General features: G+C 41.8%; 16 protein-coding genes. 2 read left to right on the top strand and 14 right to left on the bottom strand.

What is annotated here, in order from left to right:
- Nucleotides 1-99: 99 nt before the first annotated feature.
- The 10 genes from UFB30_RS04940 to UFB30_RS04895 form a co-directional block, all read right to left on the bottom strand.
- Nucleotides 100-2,286, bottom strand: coding sequence for a penicillin-binding transpeptidase domain-containing protein (locus UFB30_RS04940; RefSeq protein WP_322420584.1), 2,187 nt, complete (start codon nucleotides 2,284-2,286; stop codon nucleotides 100-102).
- A complete protein-coding gene (ftsL, locus tag UFB30_RS04935) occupies nucleotides 2,283-2,636 on the bottom strand; it encodes a cell division protein FtsL (RefSeq protein WP_322420583.1) in 354 nt (117 codons plus the stop codon). The genes UFB30_RS04940 and ftsL overlap by 4 nt, the downstream gene beginning before the upstream one ends.
- Nucleotides 2,637-2,667: 31 nt before the next feature.
- Nucleotides 2,668-3,603, bottom strand: coding sequence for a 16S rRNA (cytosine(1402)-N(4))-methyltransferase RsmH (gene rsmH / locus UFB30_RS04930; RefSeq protein WP_322420582.1), 936 nt, complete (start codon nucleotides 3,601-3,603; stop codon nucleotides 2,668-2,670).
- A 25-nt stretch (nucleotides 3,604-3,628) separates the two neighbouring features.
- Entirely contained in the window at nucleotides 3,629-4,060 is a 432-nt protein-coding gene (mraZ, locus tag UFB30_RS04925; protein ID WP_322420581.1) for a division/cell wall cluster transcriptional repressor MraZ, read from the bottom strand.
- Between the two features lie 198 nt (nucleotides 4,061-4,258).
- Nucleotides 4,259-5,869, bottom strand: a complete 1,611-nt coding sequence (gene bshC / locus UFB30_RS04920; protein WP_322420580.1) for a bacillithiol biosynthesis cysteine-adding enzyme BshC — start codon at nucleotides 5,867-5,869, stop codon at nucleotides 4,259-4,261.
- Nucleotides 5,870-5,948: 79 nt separating this feature from the next.
- Nucleotides 5,949-6,335, bottom strand: coding sequence for a DUF3397 family protein (locus tag UFB30_RS04915; protein WP_322420579.1), 387 nt, complete (start codon nucleotides 6,333-6,335; stop codon nucleotides 5,949-5,951).
- A complete protein-coding gene (locus UFB30_RS04910) occupies nucleotides 6,335-7,231 on the bottom strand; it encodes a ketopantoate reductase family protein (protein ID WP_322420578.1) in 897 nt (298 codons plus the stop codon). Before UFB30_RS04910 ends, UFB30_RS04915 begins: the two co-directional genes overlap by 1 nt.
- 91 nt (nucleotides 7,232-7,322) lie before the next feature.
- Nucleotides 7,323-8,861, bottom strand: coding sequence for an acyl-CoA carboxylase subunit beta (locus UFB30_RS04905; protein WP_322420577.1), 1,539 nt, complete (start codon nucleotides 8,859-8,861; stop codon nucleotides 7,323-7,325).
- Between the two features lie 22 nt (nucleotides 8,862-8,883).
- Entirely contained in the window at nucleotides 8,884-9,096 is a 213-nt protein-coding gene (locus UFB30_RS04900; protein WP_322420576.1) for an acetyl-CoA carboxylase biotin carboxyl carrier protein subunit, read from the bottom strand.
- A gap of 5 nt (nucleotides 9,097-9,101) precedes the next feature.
- Nucleotides 9,102-10,442, bottom strand: a complete 1,341-nt coding sequence (locus UFB30_RS04895) for an acetyl-CoA carboxylase biotin carboxylase subunit (RefSeq protein ID WP_322420575.1) — start codon at nucleotides 10,440-10,442, stop codon at nucleotides 9,102-9,104.
- 163 nt (nucleotides 10,443-10,605) lie between these two features.
- On the opposite strand from UFB30_RS04895, the gene UFB30_RS04890 reads away from it, so the two are divergent.
- Entirely contained in the window at nucleotides 10,606-11,082 is a 477-nt protein-coding gene (locus tag UFB30_RS04890) for an N-acetyltransferase (protein WP_322420574.1), read from the top strand.
- 214 nt (nucleotides 11,083-11,296) lie between these two features.
- Here the strand turns inward: UFB30_RS04890 and UFB30_RS04885 are convergent, their stop codons facing one another.
- The 4 genes from UFB30_RS04885 to UFB30_RS04870 form a co-directional block, all read right to left on the bottom strand.
- Nucleotides 11,297-11,881 (bottom strand): RsfA family transcriptional regulator, encoded by a 585-nt coding sequence (locus UFB30_RS04885; protein WP_322420573.1) that lies wholly within the window; start codon nucleotides 11,879-11,881, stop codon nucleotides 11,297-11,299.
- A gap of 205 nt (nucleotides 11,882-12,086) precedes the next feature.
- Nucleotides 12,087-12,839 (bottom strand): enoyl-CoA hydratase/isomerase family protein, encoded by a 753-nt coding sequence (locus UFB30_RS04880; protein ID WP_322420572.1) that lies wholly within the window; start codon nucleotides 12,837-12,839, stop codon nucleotides 12,087-12,089.
- 140 nt (nucleotides 12,840-12,979) lie between these two features.
- On the bottom strand, nucleotides 12,980-13,153 hold the full coding sequence (gene rpmF, locus UFB30_RS04875) for a 50S ribosomal protein L32 (RefSeq protein ID WP_039808711.1): 174 nt from the start codon (nucleotides 13,151-13,153) through the stop codon (nucleotides 12,980-12,982).
- A gap of 59 nt (nucleotides 13,154-13,212) precedes the next feature.
- On the bottom strand, nucleotides 13,213-13,758 hold the full coding sequence (locus UFB30_RS04870; RefSeq protein WP_322420571.1) for a YceD family protein: 546 nt from the start codon (nucleotides 13,756-13,758) through the stop codon (nucleotides 13,213-13,215).
- Nucleotides 13,759-13,988: 230 nt separating this feature from the next.
- Here UFB30_RS04870 and UFB30_RS04865 point away from each other — a divergent pair, with 230 nt between their 5' ends.
- Complete coding sequence (locus UFB30_RS04865) at nucleotides 13,989-15,194, top strand: nucleotidyltransferase (protein ID WP_322420570.1); 1,206 nt, start codon at nucleotides 13,989-13,991, stop codon at nucleotides 15,192-15,194.
- Nucleotides 15,195-15,370: the final 176 nt, after the last annotated feature.

Genomic DNA, 15,370 nt, shown 5'->3' with positions numbered 1-15,370 from the left:
CTGTCTCATGCATCTCTATTTCATCGTATGTTGAGATATGATTCATATGCAAAAAAGCCTTTTCTGATTAGTTATCAGAAAAGGCTTTTAGTTTAAAGGTTAGTCCTGCGGAAGTTCATTTTCTTCTTCCGGCTGACTTAATCTCGTTTGTGTTTCTACAGGTGTTTCAAACTTCACGCTCAGGGGCTGGTCAGGGCTGATCACTGTATCTGCCGTCAGGTTTTGTGATACTGCATAACCGGTTCCTGTTGCGTTTAATTCAAGGTCTGCTGCGGCAGCTGCTCTTACAACATCCCTGTAAGACCAGCCGGTGAAATCAGGAATTGTTAAGTCCCCATCGGTTACTAAAATGAACTTTTCACCGGCAATCAGTTCTTCGTTGATTGCTGACTGATGCTGAATGGTCTCTCCATTTCCAATCAATTCAACTGTCAGTCCTTTACTTTCAAGCTCTTCTTTTACAGAAGATGCTGACTGCCCGGTATAGTCATCTACTGGTACACTTTCTTTCATAGGAGCTTCTGCAGGCTGGATGTTACGGTATTTCAAACTATTTAACATCACCGGATTAAATACTTTCGAAACCGGGATGGAACTGATTTCATCCTCAGGCAGATCAGGCTGCTGGATACCGATGTAAACAATCAGTTCAGGATCATCAGCCGGTGCCATTCCTAAGAAGGAGAAAAGATAATTGTCTCGCCCTGTCATATACTTACCAGTCTGTGGATCTGGAATTTCTGCTGTGCCGGATTTCCCTGACACTTCATACCCCGGAATACCGAAAGGCTGACCAGTTCCTACTTCACTAGTAACAGTCGAAGCAAGATATTCTCTTACTTTAGCAGCCGTATCTGCAGAAATCGGTTGTCCACTCACTTCAGCTTCACCTTCATAAACTGCTTCCCCTGTTTCTGGATCAACTACTTTTGACAGAACATAAGGTCTTTTCATCTTTCCATCCCCTGCGATAGCAGTCTCTGCCTGTATCATTTGAAGAGGGGTTACAGTACTGCCCTGCCCAAAAATCGTTGTAACTTTTTCAAGTGGATAATTATATAATATTGTGCCCGGCGCTTCGTTAGGTAAGTCAATTTCAGTTTTTTGACCAAAACCAAAATCGTCTAGGTATTTCCTATATACATCATCACCCATCTGCTCAAGCAGCTTGGCGAAAGCGGTGTTTGAAGATCGCTGAACACCCTCTAAATAACTGATTGTTCCCCAGCCGCTGACGTTATGGTCGTTGATTTTCTGTCCAAGTACATCATAAGATCCGGATTGATAAGTAGCATTTGGATTAAAGACGCCTTCTTCCACTGCAGCTGCAAGTGAGAATGTCTTAAATGTCGAACCCGGCTCAAAGGTACTTTCAACGATCTGGTTATACCAGTTGTCACTCAACCCGACCCTCGTATCAGGATCAAATGTCGGGCGCTGACTCATGGCCAGGATTTCTCCTGTTTTTGCATCTGCGACCACACCAAACATTTTTTCAGGATTATACTCATCCGATACCTGACTCAACGCATCCTCAAGAAATGTCTGGATTTTTTTATCAATTGTGAGATAAACGTCATGACCGTCTTTGGCTTTTTTGATTGCCTCTTCTCCACCAGGAAGCAGGAATCCTCTAGCATCTGTCTCAAAAGACAGTTCTCCATTTTCACCTTCAAGATATTTGTTCAGGTTTCTTTCAATCCCCATCTGGCCAACTGTTTTGACCATTCCGTCTTCAGTTGTTTCCGGCTGTGCATAGCCAATCAGATGCGATGCAAAAGTGCCGTTTGGATAGAATCTTTTCAGGTCCTGAAGGAAAAAGATTCCTGGAAGCTCAGCATCTTCTATCTGCTGTTTCACTTCCAGTGGAATATCTTTACCTTCTGTACCGAATTCAACCTGCTTGCGCTCCTGCGTTAAAATATCCAGGATCTCCGCTTCAGTTAAATCAAGATACTCAGCAAGTGTTGAGGCCGTTTTTTCGGGATCTGTCACGTGTCTGGGATTCTCTTCGTTCGTTGTCAGATTCTCATCTAAAACCGCTACAATTTTATATGTCTGGGTATCCTCAGCGATGACTTCCCCGTTACGATCAAGAATCTTTCCTCTTTCCGCTTCAAGGATCTGACTTCTTGCGTACTGTGCCTGCGCCTGAGCCGCTAAGTCTCTTCCCTCAGCTTCCCCTGTAATCTGCAGTGTCAAGAACCGTGTGATTAATAAAAAAAAGAGAGCGCTAAATACTGTAAACAGCAGGTAGGCTCCCCAATTCTTTTTCAATTTCCTCATGGCTGCTGCACAACCTTAACATTTGAATCATTCAGTGAGAGTCCAAGCTCTTTCGCTTTTTCCCACACCCGCTCGTATGTACTCATCTGGCTCACCTGAATGGTTAAGTCATTATTCACATTTTCCATGGCCACAATGTCTGATTCCAATTGTTGAATTTCTTTATTCGTACTGTAGATCTCAGCCTGCGCAGTGATAATATGAAGACTCGCAAAGCATACAAATGCAGCAAATACAGCAGCGATTACTTTTTCACCAAGTGTAAATGCAGAAGATCTCTTTCTCAGTACTTTTTTAGGCATGGTTTGAATGGACGGCTTTTGTTCGACCTTCCTTGCAGTGTTCATCATTCTATTTCCCCCATTTCATTTATCTCTGTTTTTATTTGTTTTTCTCTGCAATTCTAAGTTTTGCAGATCTCGACCTGTTATTATGTTCTAATTCTTCTTCACTTGCAGTAATCGGTTTTCTCGTGATGAGCTTTAGTACAGGTTCGTATCCTTCCGGAATGACAGGCATTCCCGGTGGCAGTTCCGGTCCTTTAGAAGCTTCTTTGAACATCGTCTTACAGATTCTGTCCTCTAAAGAATGGAAAGTAATGACGCTGATCCTTCCCCCGGGATTCAGCATGTCTATTGCCTGTTCCAAAGATTCTTCGATTACGCCAAGTTCATCATTTACAGCAATCCTGATTGCCTGAAAAATACGTTTTGCAGGATGACCGCCTTTTCTTCTTGCCGGTGCCGGAATGCCATCTTTAATCAGCTCAACAAGTTCAGCAGTTGTCTCAATCGGATTTTTTTCTCTTGCTGCTTCAATTTTGCGGGCAATCTGCTTCGAAAATTTTTCTTCCCCATATCGAAAAAAGATTCTGACCAGATCTTCATACGCCCATTCATTCACAACTTCTCTTGCCGTCAGTTCAGCAGTCTGATCCATTCTCATATCAAGAGGTGCATCATGATGATAGCTGAACCCTCTTTCAGGTGTATCAAGCTGTGGCGATGATACGCCAAGGTCATATAAAATACCGTCAACTTTTTCCACACCAAGTTCATTTAATTCAGTTTTCAAATGTCTGAAATTAGACTGGATAAAAGTAACCTGTCCATCATAAGACTTCAATTTTTCTCTTGCATGTTCAATTGCGGTTTCATCCTGGTCAAAACAATAAAGATGACCTTCATGCGATAACTGGGATAATAAGTACTCACTGTGTCCTGCCCCACCAAGCGTACAGTCCACATAAATACCGTCCTTTTTTATATTTAGTCCATCAACTGTTTCTTTAAGAAGGACAGTAGTATGATCAAACATTCTTGCCACCTCAACACATTAAATTCTATAAGTCGAAATCGATCAGGTTTTCTGCTATTTCTGCGAATGACTCTTCTGATTCAGTAAGGTAATCATTCCACACTGCTTTATCCCAGATTTCAATTCTTGATGATACACCAATGATCATGCATTCTTTTTCAATTTTCGCATAGTCAATTAAGTTTTTTGGAAGATTGATTCTTCCCTGCTTGTCAATTTCACATTCAACTGCTCCTGAGAAGAAGAACCGCGCAAACGCTCTGGCATCTTTTTTCGTTACAGGAAGTGACCGTACTTTTTCTTCAAGGCGTCGCCATTCATCCATAGGATAACCAAATAAACACTGATCAAGACCTCTCGTTATCACAAAAAGATCTTTCACATGTTCACGGTATTTTGCAGGGACAATGATTCTCCCTTTTGTATCGATTGAATGCTGATACTCCCCCATGAACATCCGGCTTCCCACCTCTCAAAATAAATGTACCACAGTCCCCCACTTTGTACCACTCGTTTCTCACATTCTAACACAACTGTAATATTAAAAAGCATCTAATGAATGAATTTTCTAAAAATATATCTTTGTTATATAGCTGATTGCTTTTTACAACAACAAAAAAAGCCGCCCAGATACAAGATCTGAACGGCAGTTATATTAGACATGAATGATGTTGTGTTTGTGATTAAATTCAACCTCTGCATGGAGCAAGTCTTTTATAAAAGTATCTCCATAGCGGTTAAGATAATAATAGATGTTCCACATTCTCTCCTGCGGACCGCCCGCAGGTCTCAGTGCGTTTTCCACACGGTCATATTTCCTTAAAATATTGTCATGCTTCAGCTTCAGTGCATCATCCGACTTCATCTGCAGATAAGAAAGCTGCTTTAAATGAAAGCCGAGATTCTTTTCTACAATTTGATTGAAATTCGGGTCATACTTGTCAGACAGCTCTTTGATGTGCCTGTATTGTTTTTTAAGCTGATTTTCAGTTTCTTCTATTAATGATTTGAGTGACTGATCTTTTACCTGATCCCAGAAAGCTGATCTTTCCTTTTGAACACCCTCGGCAATCACACGGTCAATAGAGAGATCCAGCTCTTTTGTATCCTGTTCAATGTTCCGTTCTACGATTGAATAAGTAAGCCTCGGCACAACAGGTGGCATGTAAAACCCGGCTTTTTCAAATCCGGATTTTAATTCAGCCCAGTAGGCGATTTCTCCCGGTCCTCCAATGAATGCAAGCGTCGGAATCAGCCACTCCTGCATGAGTGGTCTGGTTACAACATTATTGCTGAGGTTTTCCGGATGATGTTCCGCTTCATTCATTAATTCACTCAATGAGTAGGCGCGCCCAGCTTTATCATAAAACGCTCCACCCTTATAAAAGAGCAACTGCCTTTCCTCATCCACTCTGATAAATAGATTGGCGGCATCATGTTCAAGCTCAATCATCGGCTTGAAGCCGTCATTTTTTAACACTTCCTGCTGAGCTAATACAGCCCGGTTGATCTCTTCATGCTGTTCAATCAGCTGTTTGAAAAAAGCTGATTCCAGTCTTCTCAGGTCAGGATCTGCCGCATCAAGCACAATGAGCCCCGAATCCTTGAAAAGGTCCATGACAAGCCATGCAAACATTTTTGTGATATTTTCATTCTCTGCTGCAGCCTGATACAGCTTCTCCCTCAATGCTGCTGTATGATTCGTCTCACCAAATTCAGTCAAAATCTCATCAATCCAGTGTCGCATCTCAGCCTGGTCATATTGAATATCTGAAGCCATCTTTTTTGTAATCACTCTTTCAGGGTAACCTTTCTTTTTCAGTTTCCCGTCAGATTCAGTATAGACGTGATTAATCTCCAGAAAATCATGATCTTCCCCGGCGATCCAGAAGATCGGGATCACTTTTCTTCCCAGTTCATCTGTCTGCTGCTCAGCAAGCTTAATAATGGAGATCACTTTATGTATTGAATAAAGCGGTCCTGTTAAAAGCCCTGCCTGCTGACCTCCAACAACCGCAACTGCATCTTCCTTTAATGCAGTAAGCGAACTTTTTGTCTGTTCAGAGGAAGGCAACCCGTCCATAAACTTCTCTATACAGGAAAAAAGCTCATCACGAAGAAACGTTCTCTGATCAAGGTCAGCCAGTCTTCTTTTGAAATCTCCTTTGTAGGAATAATGGAAATGTTTCATTGCCTGAGTTGATTCTTTTATATAAGCTGACGCAAAAGGCTGAATCGCCGGAAGGTCCAATTGTTTTACGAGCATCTTTAAAAACTCCTTTAATCCGCATTAGTCCATTGTCAGTATACCATCTGATTTTCGAAAGCCGAAAGAATATTGCTCGTTAAATAACAGAATGATAGATCGCAAGTGCTGTCCCGGCAATGACTAATGAAATATGCAGAATGACGAAGATTAAAAAAGACAGTCTCCACGTGCTTTTTAAAATATGTGCAAATGTGAAATCATCTTTCTTACTTCTTATGTAAATTGCAGACAAAATACCGGTTGCTGCAATAATCAGACAGAGCAGCCAGAATACTGAAAGATCCCAGATAGAAAGTATCAGAAAATAGACTGAACCGATAAGAAAAGGGTTTGTTGCATGTATGCCGGTAGAGACCGCTGTCCTGTGTCTGGATGATATTTTTTTAACCGCAATAAATACAATCAGATAAATCAGGTAGGGTGCATACAGCAGTATACTGATCAAGATCGCAGCAGCTTCCACTATCCCGTTCCCCTTTCACGCTGAATTGCCAGAATACCCTGTTCAAGAAATGGCAGAATCTCCGGTTTTATGTCTTTCTGTTCAGCAATCTTCATTGCGTAACCTGTCATGGATTCGACTTCTGTCTTACGGCCTGCTTTAATGTCACTCAACATGGAAGACTCATTCTCCGCCGTTTTAACGCAAAGATCAAGAATCGCTTCAAAAGGACATTGTGCAGCTGCATCCGGGAAGATTAAAGCCAGTTCTTCATACAAGGAGTGCATCATCTTCCTGAAGTGCTGATTTTCAGCTAATACACCATTTCTCACCTGGAATACCGCTGTTATTGGATTAATCATCAGGTTTTTAATTAATTTGATTGTTAACAGGCTCAAATATTCCGCTTCAAAAGCGATTGGAAAATCCGGATGATCACAGGATATGATCTGTTTCACTTTTTCATTGTCACCTTTAAAACATGCAATTCTCCACCAGCCGACTCCATTATGCTGAACGGAATAAGCATTCAGTTTTTTAGCACCATGCTCAACCGTACTGACAAAAATATGCTGGTGAGGAAGTGTTGATAAAAGCTCAAGATGTGACATCCCATTTTGTAAAAAGATGACTGGCACATGTTCAGGTATCCGTTGAATATCAGACGCAATTGCATTCAGGTGGTACTGTTTGACAGCGATGATCACTGCATCTGTTTTTTCAAATGTAGTATGTTCAAGCTTTCCTGCTGAAACTTTTTGCTCTGTGCCATTTAACACACCATGCCGGTTTAGCAGCCCGGCCTGCTCATCTGTTCTTGTTGCGATATGTATTGTATGTCCGCACATACTCAGGCGGTGCGCAAATAATAATCCGATAGAACCCGCGCCTATCATATGAATTCGTATGATGATCACCCCTTTTTAACTAGTTTATCAAAATTAAGGCGATGAAAACTCATCATTTTCAGAAAAATTACCGCCAGAAGCATCTTCTGGCGGCGATTCATTACACCGGATAGACCGGGTGTTTTTTTGGCGGCAGCGGAATGTGCTTTGATGCGTAATAGTCAAAGCGGCTGATGAGTACATCTCTTAATTCATCCGGTTCAACAATATCATCAATAATTAATTCCGATGCGAGCCTGTAAAGGTCAATCTCTTCCTGGTATTCTTTATGTTTCTCCTGCACAAAAGCAAGCTTTTCTTTAGGGTCTTCAATTTCCTGAATCTTATTGGAATAAACAGCATTAACAGCTGCTTCAGGTCCCATCACTGCAATTTGAGCGGAAGGAAGTGCAATACAGCAATCCGGTTCAAATGCCGGTCCAGCCATTGCATAAAGACCCGCGCCATACGCTTTCCTTACAACCACTGATATTTTCGGAACCGTAGCAGCGCTCATTGCTGAAATCAGCTTGGCACCGTGACGGATAATTCCTGCACGCTCAACCTTCGTTCCGATCATAAAGCCCGGCACGTCAGCCAGGAACAGTAATGGAATATTGAATGCGTCACACAGCTGAATAAACTTTGCGCCTTTATCAGCTGAATCCACAAACAATACTCCGCCCTTGGCTTTTGGCTGATTTGCAATGATTCCTACAGGCTTTCCATTCATACGTGCAATACCTGTGATCAGTTCAGGCGCAAACAATTTTTTGATTTCAAAAAAGCTGTCCGCGTCAATCAGCGTATCAATTGCGTCATACATATTAAAAGGTGCATTCTGATTCTGTGGAATCAGTCCGGATAAAACGGCATCACTTTGAGCAGGTGCAGGTTCTTTTACCGGCACTTCACCTTCAAAGTTTGAAGGGAAATAACTCAAATACTTAATTGCATGATTGATTGCTTCTTCCTCATCTTTTGCCAGCACATCACCACATCCGCTGACAGTACAGTGCATTCTTGCACCACCCATTTCTTCAAGCGTGACCTTCTCACCGATTACCTTCTCTGCCATTCTTGGTGAGCCAAGGTACATCGATGCATTTCCTTCAACCATGATGACAATATCACAAAAGGCAGGGATATATGCACCACCTGCAGCAGATGGACCAAACAACAGGCAGATCTGCGGAATGTTTCCTGACAGTCTTACCTGATTATGAAAGATTCTCCCTGCTCCGCGGCGGTTTGGAAACATGTCAAGCTGATCGGTGATGCGGGCACCTGCTGAATCTACCAGGTAAAGCAGCGGCACATGCAGTTTTTCAGCTGTTTCCTGAATACGGATAATCTTTTCAACGGTTCTCGCACCCCATGAACCTGCTTTAATAGTAGAGTCGTTTGCCATAATACAAACCGGTCTTCCATCTACAAGCCCTGTACCGGTCACAACTCCGTCAGCCGGCAGATCTCCGGCGTTAAAGTTTGCAAACATCGCATCCTCTTTAAAAGATCCTTCATCAACTAACAGATCAATTCTTGTGCGGGCAAACATTTTCCCCTGCTCATTCAGCTTTTCGTGATATTTAGGCTTTCCACCTTTTTTTATTTCTTCACGGGCTTCTCTCAGCCTGGTCTGCATTGTTTCAGATTGCATGTTCAGATCTCCCTTCCAGTGATTATTCAAGAATCAGAAGTGTGTCTCCTTCATTAACAAAATCTCCTGCATTTACTTTTACTTCACTTACTTTACCTGCAATTTCTGCTTCAACCGGAATTTCCATTTTCATTGATTCAAGCATCATGACTGCCTGTCCGCCTTCAACCTCATCCCCAGTATTCACAAGCACCTGCAAAACTGTACCGGCCATTGTAGAAGTAATCTGTTTCATATTCATCATTCTCCTTTGATTTTCATTAAAGTTTGTGTGTGATATTTTCCGTCCATAAATTCAGCTGAGTCCAGCACGATTTTATGTAGCGGAATATTCGTTTTGACACCTTCGATTTTTACTGAATCAAACGCCTGTCTTGCAGCTTTAATACAGGCCTGGCGTGAAGCAGCCGTGACGATGAACTTGGCAATCATCGGATCGTAATAAGGGGTTACTTTATTCTGTTCTTCGTACCCTGTATCCACCCTGATTCCTTCACCTTCCGGAAACTGAATTTCCTGAAGTGTGCCTGGTGAAGGATAAAATGTTTTAGGGTCTTCGGCATAAATTCTGAACTCAATTGAATGCCCCGATGACTCGATATCCTCCTGAACTTTAACCGGCAGGTCCTCGTCAAATGCTGTTTTAATCTGCCATTCTACAAGATCATATCCGGTCACCTGTTCTGTGACAGGATGCTCTACCTGTAATCTTGTATTCATTTCAAGAAAGTACGGATTCTCATCGATATCCAGGATACATTCAATAGTTCCGGCATTTTTATAGCCAACTGCTTTCGCTGCCTGAATCGCTAAATGATAAAGCTTTTCCTTAGCCGGTTCAGAAAGAGATGGAGATGGAGATTCTTCAATTACTTTTTGATTTCTTCTCTGAATTGAGCAGTTCCGTTCAAACAGGTGGAATACTTCACCTTTAGCGTTCCCGAAGATCTGAACCTCAATATGACGTGCATTCGGGATATACTTTTCAATAAACAGCTTCCCTGATCCGAAATAGGTCTGTGAACGTTTAATTGTGGGTTCAAAATGCTGAGTGAGCGCTTGTTCATTCTCACACAGAACCATTCCGACTCCCCCACCGCCACTGCTTGCTTTCAGCATCACCGGATAACCGATTTTCCCTGCTTCCCTGCATGCTTCTTCAATGGTCATATTTTCACTTTCATATCCAGGGACAACCGGAACACCTGCTTCAACCATTGTTTTTCGCGCTTCAATTTTATCTCCCATTTTTCTCATAACGGATGAAGCCGGTCCGATAAAGATCAAACCCTGACCTTCCACCCGCTCAGCAAATTCAGCATTCTCTGACAGGAGACCATAACCCGGATGAATGGCATCTGCCTTTTCTTCCGCTGCAATTTCCAGCAGCCTGTCAATATGTAAGTAGGACTGAGCTACCGGTGGCGGACCAATCAATTTTGCAGTATCCGCTTCTTTAACATAAGGCAGTTCCTGATCCGCCTCAGAATAAATGGCGACTGTTTCAATATTCATTTTCTTACACGTTTTAATAATACGGAGGGCAATTTCCCCGCGGTTCGCTACGAGTATTTTCCTCACAAAAATCCCCCTTCTGTTGAATAGCTTTCCATCCCCACCTTCTATTGTAAACGCTTTCTAAGTAAATGTGCAGAATTTTTTGACCTGTTGCGCTATAATATATGTAAATACCGTATAAAGCGGTTACAAGAGAAAGCCATTATATAAACAGGGAGTGTCCGGAATGTCTTTTAAAGTGGAAAATTTAAAAATTAATTACAAAACTCTTGAAGAGTTTAATAAGTTTCGGGAAGTTGGCGTGCAGGAGCTGTCAATGAAGGAAGAACTCGAAACAAATATGGTGGAAAACGACAGTGAATCACCTTTTTATGGTATCTACTTAGGAAACAAGCTTGTTGCAAGAATGAACTTGTATAAAAGAGATGCAAGGTTTGATCAGTATTTTGAACCGCCTCAGAACTATCTTGAACTCTGGAAAGTTGAAGTACTGCCCGGCTATCAGAAAAAAGGCTATGGATCAGCAATGGTAGAGTTCGCAAAAAGCTTCGGCCTGCCAATTAAAACGAACCCAAGAGTCAATTCTACCGAGTTCTGGGAGAAGATGGGCTTTGAACGTGTCACGTATGATCTGGAAAGAGACCTTGGTGAGAATCCGATGGTATGGTATCCGGAGGGTGTGACTGAGCAGGTACATGAGTAATTAAATTGGACATAAAGTGTAAAGAGCCTGGGACAACATGTGTCTCAGGCTTTTAAAATCGTTCCGCTGTGCTTCACCTTGATTTCATTAATAAATAGTTAAATTAATATTATTTATTGCATTTGTCACAGCTTCTATAATAACCGCATTACATTAATAGCAATTAAATGCGTTCATTCAATTGAACATGAATTGGATTGGAATTTTTGAAAGGTTAAAACTGATCTGATGATTCATTTACAGCTTTTTTATCCATTCTGAACAGATTGCCATTGGGTTCCATTTTAAACACGCTTGATGTTCGGTCATGGTCGTCTGTTCCAAGCTTTCTTGCTTTTTCAATCAAATATAATAATGCATGATAGTCTTCCTTTAATTCTGTAATCTGCTCTTTTAGAAACTGGTTATCTTTTTCGAGCCGCTCCCGCTCTTTTTCAGCTTCTTGTGCCTTAAAAGCTAAGTCCTCTGCAGGCTGTTTTTGTTCGAGTCTTGCGATCCAGTGATTCATTTTCTGGATGAGCTGTTCAGCATTCCAATCACTGCTTTTTTCAGCTGTCTTCTTTTCTTCTTCTCTTCTTTTTGCGTATCTCAGACGTTTTGCTTCAGAAATCTGTTTCTGGCATTCTTTTCTTAAGGATGAATTCCAGCGAAACCCGCATGCTGCCGGTGTCCTGTTCAGCTCAAGCGCTACTTCTTCAAATGCATTAAGCTGAGTGCTTCCCTGCTCAATGTGTGATAACACCTTTTCTTTTAACAATTGATCTTCACGTGATGTCCAGCCATCCTGTCTCAGTTTCATACTGATTCCCCCACTCCTCATAGTAGACTTCTAACCTGCAGTTTCTGAATCTATTGATATCTTATGCTTGAAAATAAAAAAATAGACATAAAAAATACGAATATCGTATTTTTTATGTCTATTTTTTTAAAACTGCTGATGATCATTGCTTCGGATTACTGATTAAGCCCAGCATCAGCACCGGATATACTTTAATAACGTCGAATTATTTTTTTAAGAACCTGTCCACTGCCTCATGGTGATCTTCTTTTTCCCATAGAACAGAGCATTCATACATTTCGCTCTCCATCCGCTCTTTTAGGTCGCTTGCAATCCATTTTCTCGTAAGCATCTTTTTATATGCTGATAATACCGGTGCCGTTTTTTCAATTACAGCTCCAAACATCTCGATTAATTCGTCAGCAGATTCTGCCTCGACGATCTGATCAATAAAGCCTAATTCACTTAAAGTCTGTCCCGGAAGGATATTCGCTTCAGTTAATAGACGAAAAGCCTGATTTGCAGGCAGTCTCTCATATAATAAAGTTCCGCCTCCCCAACCGGTTGTAATGGCGAGGCTCCCCTGGACAAAGCCCATTTTAACACCCTGCCGTGCAAATCTGTAATCACAGGCTGCAGCGATTTCACATCCTCCTCCGACAGCAGTGCCATTAATAAAAGCAACTGTTACTTTATCGAGCGTTGCAAGCCGGTAGAGAATTGCCCCCATTTTTGAGAGCATGCTGTAAGATTCCTGCTGAGTCTTTAAGCCGTGAAATTCCTGAAGGTCTCCTCCTGCACAAAATGCTGCAGACCCTTCTCCTGTAATCATAAATATTTTGATACTGTCATCATTTTCAGCCTTCGTTACTGCTTCATTAAGACCATCCATCACTTCATAATTAATGGCGTTTCTGCGCTCAGGTCTGGCGATTGTAAAGACCAGTACATTGTTCTTTTGATGTAGGTGATACCCCATTTCTAACAGTCCCCTTTTCCCTTATGTCTGCAAATTATTGTAACATGAGATTTTCAGGAGCTGAATTATTAAATGAAAGATCAATACAAAAAAACCTGCAAAGGGCCATGGTCCCTGTTGCAGGTTTTCAGCAGAAGACATTATTTGCCTACTACTTCTTTTCCTTTATAAGTTCCGCACGCTTTACACACGCGGTGAGAAAGCTTCATTTCTCCACAGTTAGAGCACTCTACCATACCTGGTACAGATAGCTTGAAATGCGTACGACGCTTTCTTTTAGCGGTTTTCGATGTTCTTCTAAATGGTACTGCCATGTTTCCCACCTCCTTAAAGAGAGTGATTGTAAAATGAACCAGAGGTCCAGTTTTTACGGTTATTTTTTTTCGTCGAAAAATTTCGCAAGATCAGCAAGTCTCGGGTCTGCTGCAGGTTCTTCCTGCTGCTCCTCAATTCTTGCCTCTTCAAGTTCTTCTTCGGATAACACTTCCCAGCCATTTCCGCTGTCCATACCTTCTTCTTCAAGTGCTTTATCACTAAAGACCTGAAGCGGTACCTGAAGCAGCAGAATCTCTTCGATCACCGGGCGCAGGTTAATGACTTCACCCTCCGGTTGATGTACTTCTTCATTTAGTTCTTCATCTATATAAGATGAATTCAAAATGAAAGTTTCCACCGTATCAAGAGAAACCGGATACTCAACATCTGCAAGCGTTCTTGCACATGGCAAAGTCAGTGTTGTTTCAATCTGAAGGTGAAACGTAATTTTTGAAGAGCTGATATCACCACGTCCGGTAATATGGACAGGTCCAACCTGTCTGATATCACGGTGCCGTTCTGTCAGTTCATTCATTTCTACCGTTTCATCGATCTTGAAGTCCTCATTGCGATATTTCTGCAGCTGAATGATTGACCATTTCATCTGTCATCACCTCAAGGCACAAAGTAGATTATATTCCCTGTATAAAGGAATGTCAAGATTTTTTCTTTACAACTAAAAGTACTGACCTGAAAGTATTTAAGCTTTAGCCTGCACAATAAAAGACCGGTTGCTGTGTCCGGTCGAAACTACACCCTATTATAACGTAAATGAGTTAAAATATAAAGGTATTGTTCAATTAACCATCCGACTTTATCTAAGGAGTGAGATAAATGAGAGCTTGTGGATTGGTAGTAGAATACAATCCTTTTCATAACGGGCACGAACTTCATGCTACACAGTCACGTGCTGTGACAGATTGTGATGTGGTCATTGCTGTCATGAGCGGGAACTTTCTTCAAAGAGGTGAACCTGCTCTGTGTCCAAAGCATGAACGTGCTGAGATGGCACTGCGGTCAGGTGTGGATATTGTATTCGAACTGCCGTACCATTTTGCAGTACAGCACGCTACCATATTCGCTGAAGGGGCTGTAAAACTGCTGAACGCCGCAGGGTGTGATTCATTTTGTTTCGGCAGCGAAAATGGACAGATTGAACCTTTTCTGAATCAGCTGGAGCTGGAAAAAGCACATCACGACAAATTACAGCAGACCATCCGTGAACAGATGAAGCTTGGTAAAAGCTATCCCGCTGCTGCAGCAGAGGGTTACAGGTTACTTTTTAATCAGGGATCGGGTCTCGATTTATCAAAACCGAATAACATGCTCGGGTATCAGTACATAACAGCAGCAGACAAATTCACGAATATGAAGCCTTTTACAATCCGCAGAACTTCTTCTGATTATCATGATGAGGCACTACATCAGTCATATATATCCAGCGCTACTTCAATAAGAAAAAAGATTTTTGAAGAAGGTATGCACGGGGTTTTGCAGCATGTTCCTGAATCTTCATATCAGATCATGGAAAAATATACTCAGAACCATGGCCAGTTGATGAACTGGAATCACTTCTGGCCTTTTCTACAGCACATGCTGATTACATCGTCTCCTTCCGCAATTAAGACGTATTATGAAGTAGAGGAAGGCATTGAATACAGGTTAATTGATGCTGCCATGACGAGCACTTCCTATGAAGCATTCATGCAGCAGGTCAAAACGAAAAGATATACATGGACCAGAATCCAGCGAATGTTGACTCACCTGATTACAAAAACGCAAAAAGAAGAGATTCAGCAAAACACCTCTCCTGCCTATCTGCGGATGCTCGGTATGACCGCCAAAGGAAGAGAATACATGAATACGTATAAAAAAGATTCTACACTTCCGGTTATCAGTAACCTGAATCAGCAGCATCATGAACTTTGCGCGATCGATATCAGGGCCTCAAAAGCTTATGCAATGGGCTTTTCTAATCCTGTTAAGCGAAAAGAAATGCTGTCGAGAGATTTCACAGCCCCTCCGGTAATGATCAAGTAAAAACATAATGAAACCTGTGAGGATCAACGTCACCTTACAGAAAACATACTTCCGGAGCGACCTTAAACGAAATCGGGACAAAAGTTAAAATATGATTGTCTATCCTCTCTTAATATTGAAATGAAACTTAGTGCAGCTTCGCTGAAGGCGGCGACTCCGGGACGATTTGAGGTCTA

Source organism: Jeotgalibacillus haloalkalitolerans, assembly GCF_034427455.1.
Lineage (GTDB): Bacteria > Bacillota > Bacilli > Bacillales > Jeotgalibacillaceae > Jeotgalibacillus > Jeotgalibacillus haloalkalitolerans.
Note: the sequence above shows the minus strand (reverse complement) of the source record. Positions and strands in the feature narration are given on the sequence as shown.

Coding starts and splice junctions, on each gene's coding strand:
- UFB30_RS04940 (WP_322420584.1), bottom strand. CDS start 2,286: ATGAGGAAATTGAAAAAGAATTGGGGAGCCTACCTGCTGTTTACAGTA.
- ftsL (WP_322420583.1), bottom strand. CDS start 2,636: ATGATGAACACTGCAAGGAAGGTCGAACAAAAGCCGTCCATTCAAACC.
- rsmH (WP_322420582.1), bottom strand. CDS start 3,603: ATGTTTGATCATACTACTGTCCTTCTTAAAGAAACAGTTGATGGACTA.
- mraZ (WP_322420581.1), bottom strand. CDS start 4,060: ATGTTCATGGGGGAGTATCAGCATTCAATCGATACAAAAGGGAGAATC.
- bshC (WP_322420580.1), bottom strand. CDS start 5,869: ATGCTCGTAAAACAATTGGACCTTCCGGCGATTCAGCCTTTTGCGTCA.
- UFB30_RS04905 (WP_322420577.1), bottom strand. CDS start 8,861: ATGCAATCTGAAACAATGCAGACCAGGCTGAGAGAAGCCCGTGAAGAA.
- UFB30_RS04900 (WP_322420576.1), bottom strand. CDS start 9,096: ATGAAACAGATTACTTCTACAATGGCCGGTACAGTTTTGCAGGTGCTT.
- UFB30_RS04890 (WP_322420574.1), top strand. CDS start 10,606: ATGTCTTTTAAAGTGGAAAATTTAAAAATTAATTACAAAACTCTTGAA.
- UFB30_RS04885 (WP_322420573.1), bottom strand. CDS start 11,881: ATGAAACTGAGACAGGATGGCTGGACATCACGTGAAGATCAATTGTTA.
- UFB30_RS04880 (WP_322420572.1), bottom strand. CDS start 12,839: ATGGGGTATCACCTACATCAAAAGAACAATGTACTGGTCTTTACAATC.
- rpmF (WP_039808711.1), bottom strand. CDS start 13,153: ATGGCAGTACCATTTAGAAGAACATCGAAAACCGCTAAAAGAAAGCGT.
- UFB30_RS04870 (WP_322420571.1), bottom strand. CDS start 13,758: ATGAAATGGTCAATCATTCAGCTGCAGAAATATCGCAATGAGGACTTC.
- UFB30_RS04865 (WP_322420570.1), top strand. CDS start 13,989: ATGAGAGCTTGTGGATTGGTAGTAGAATACAATCCTTTTCATAACGGG.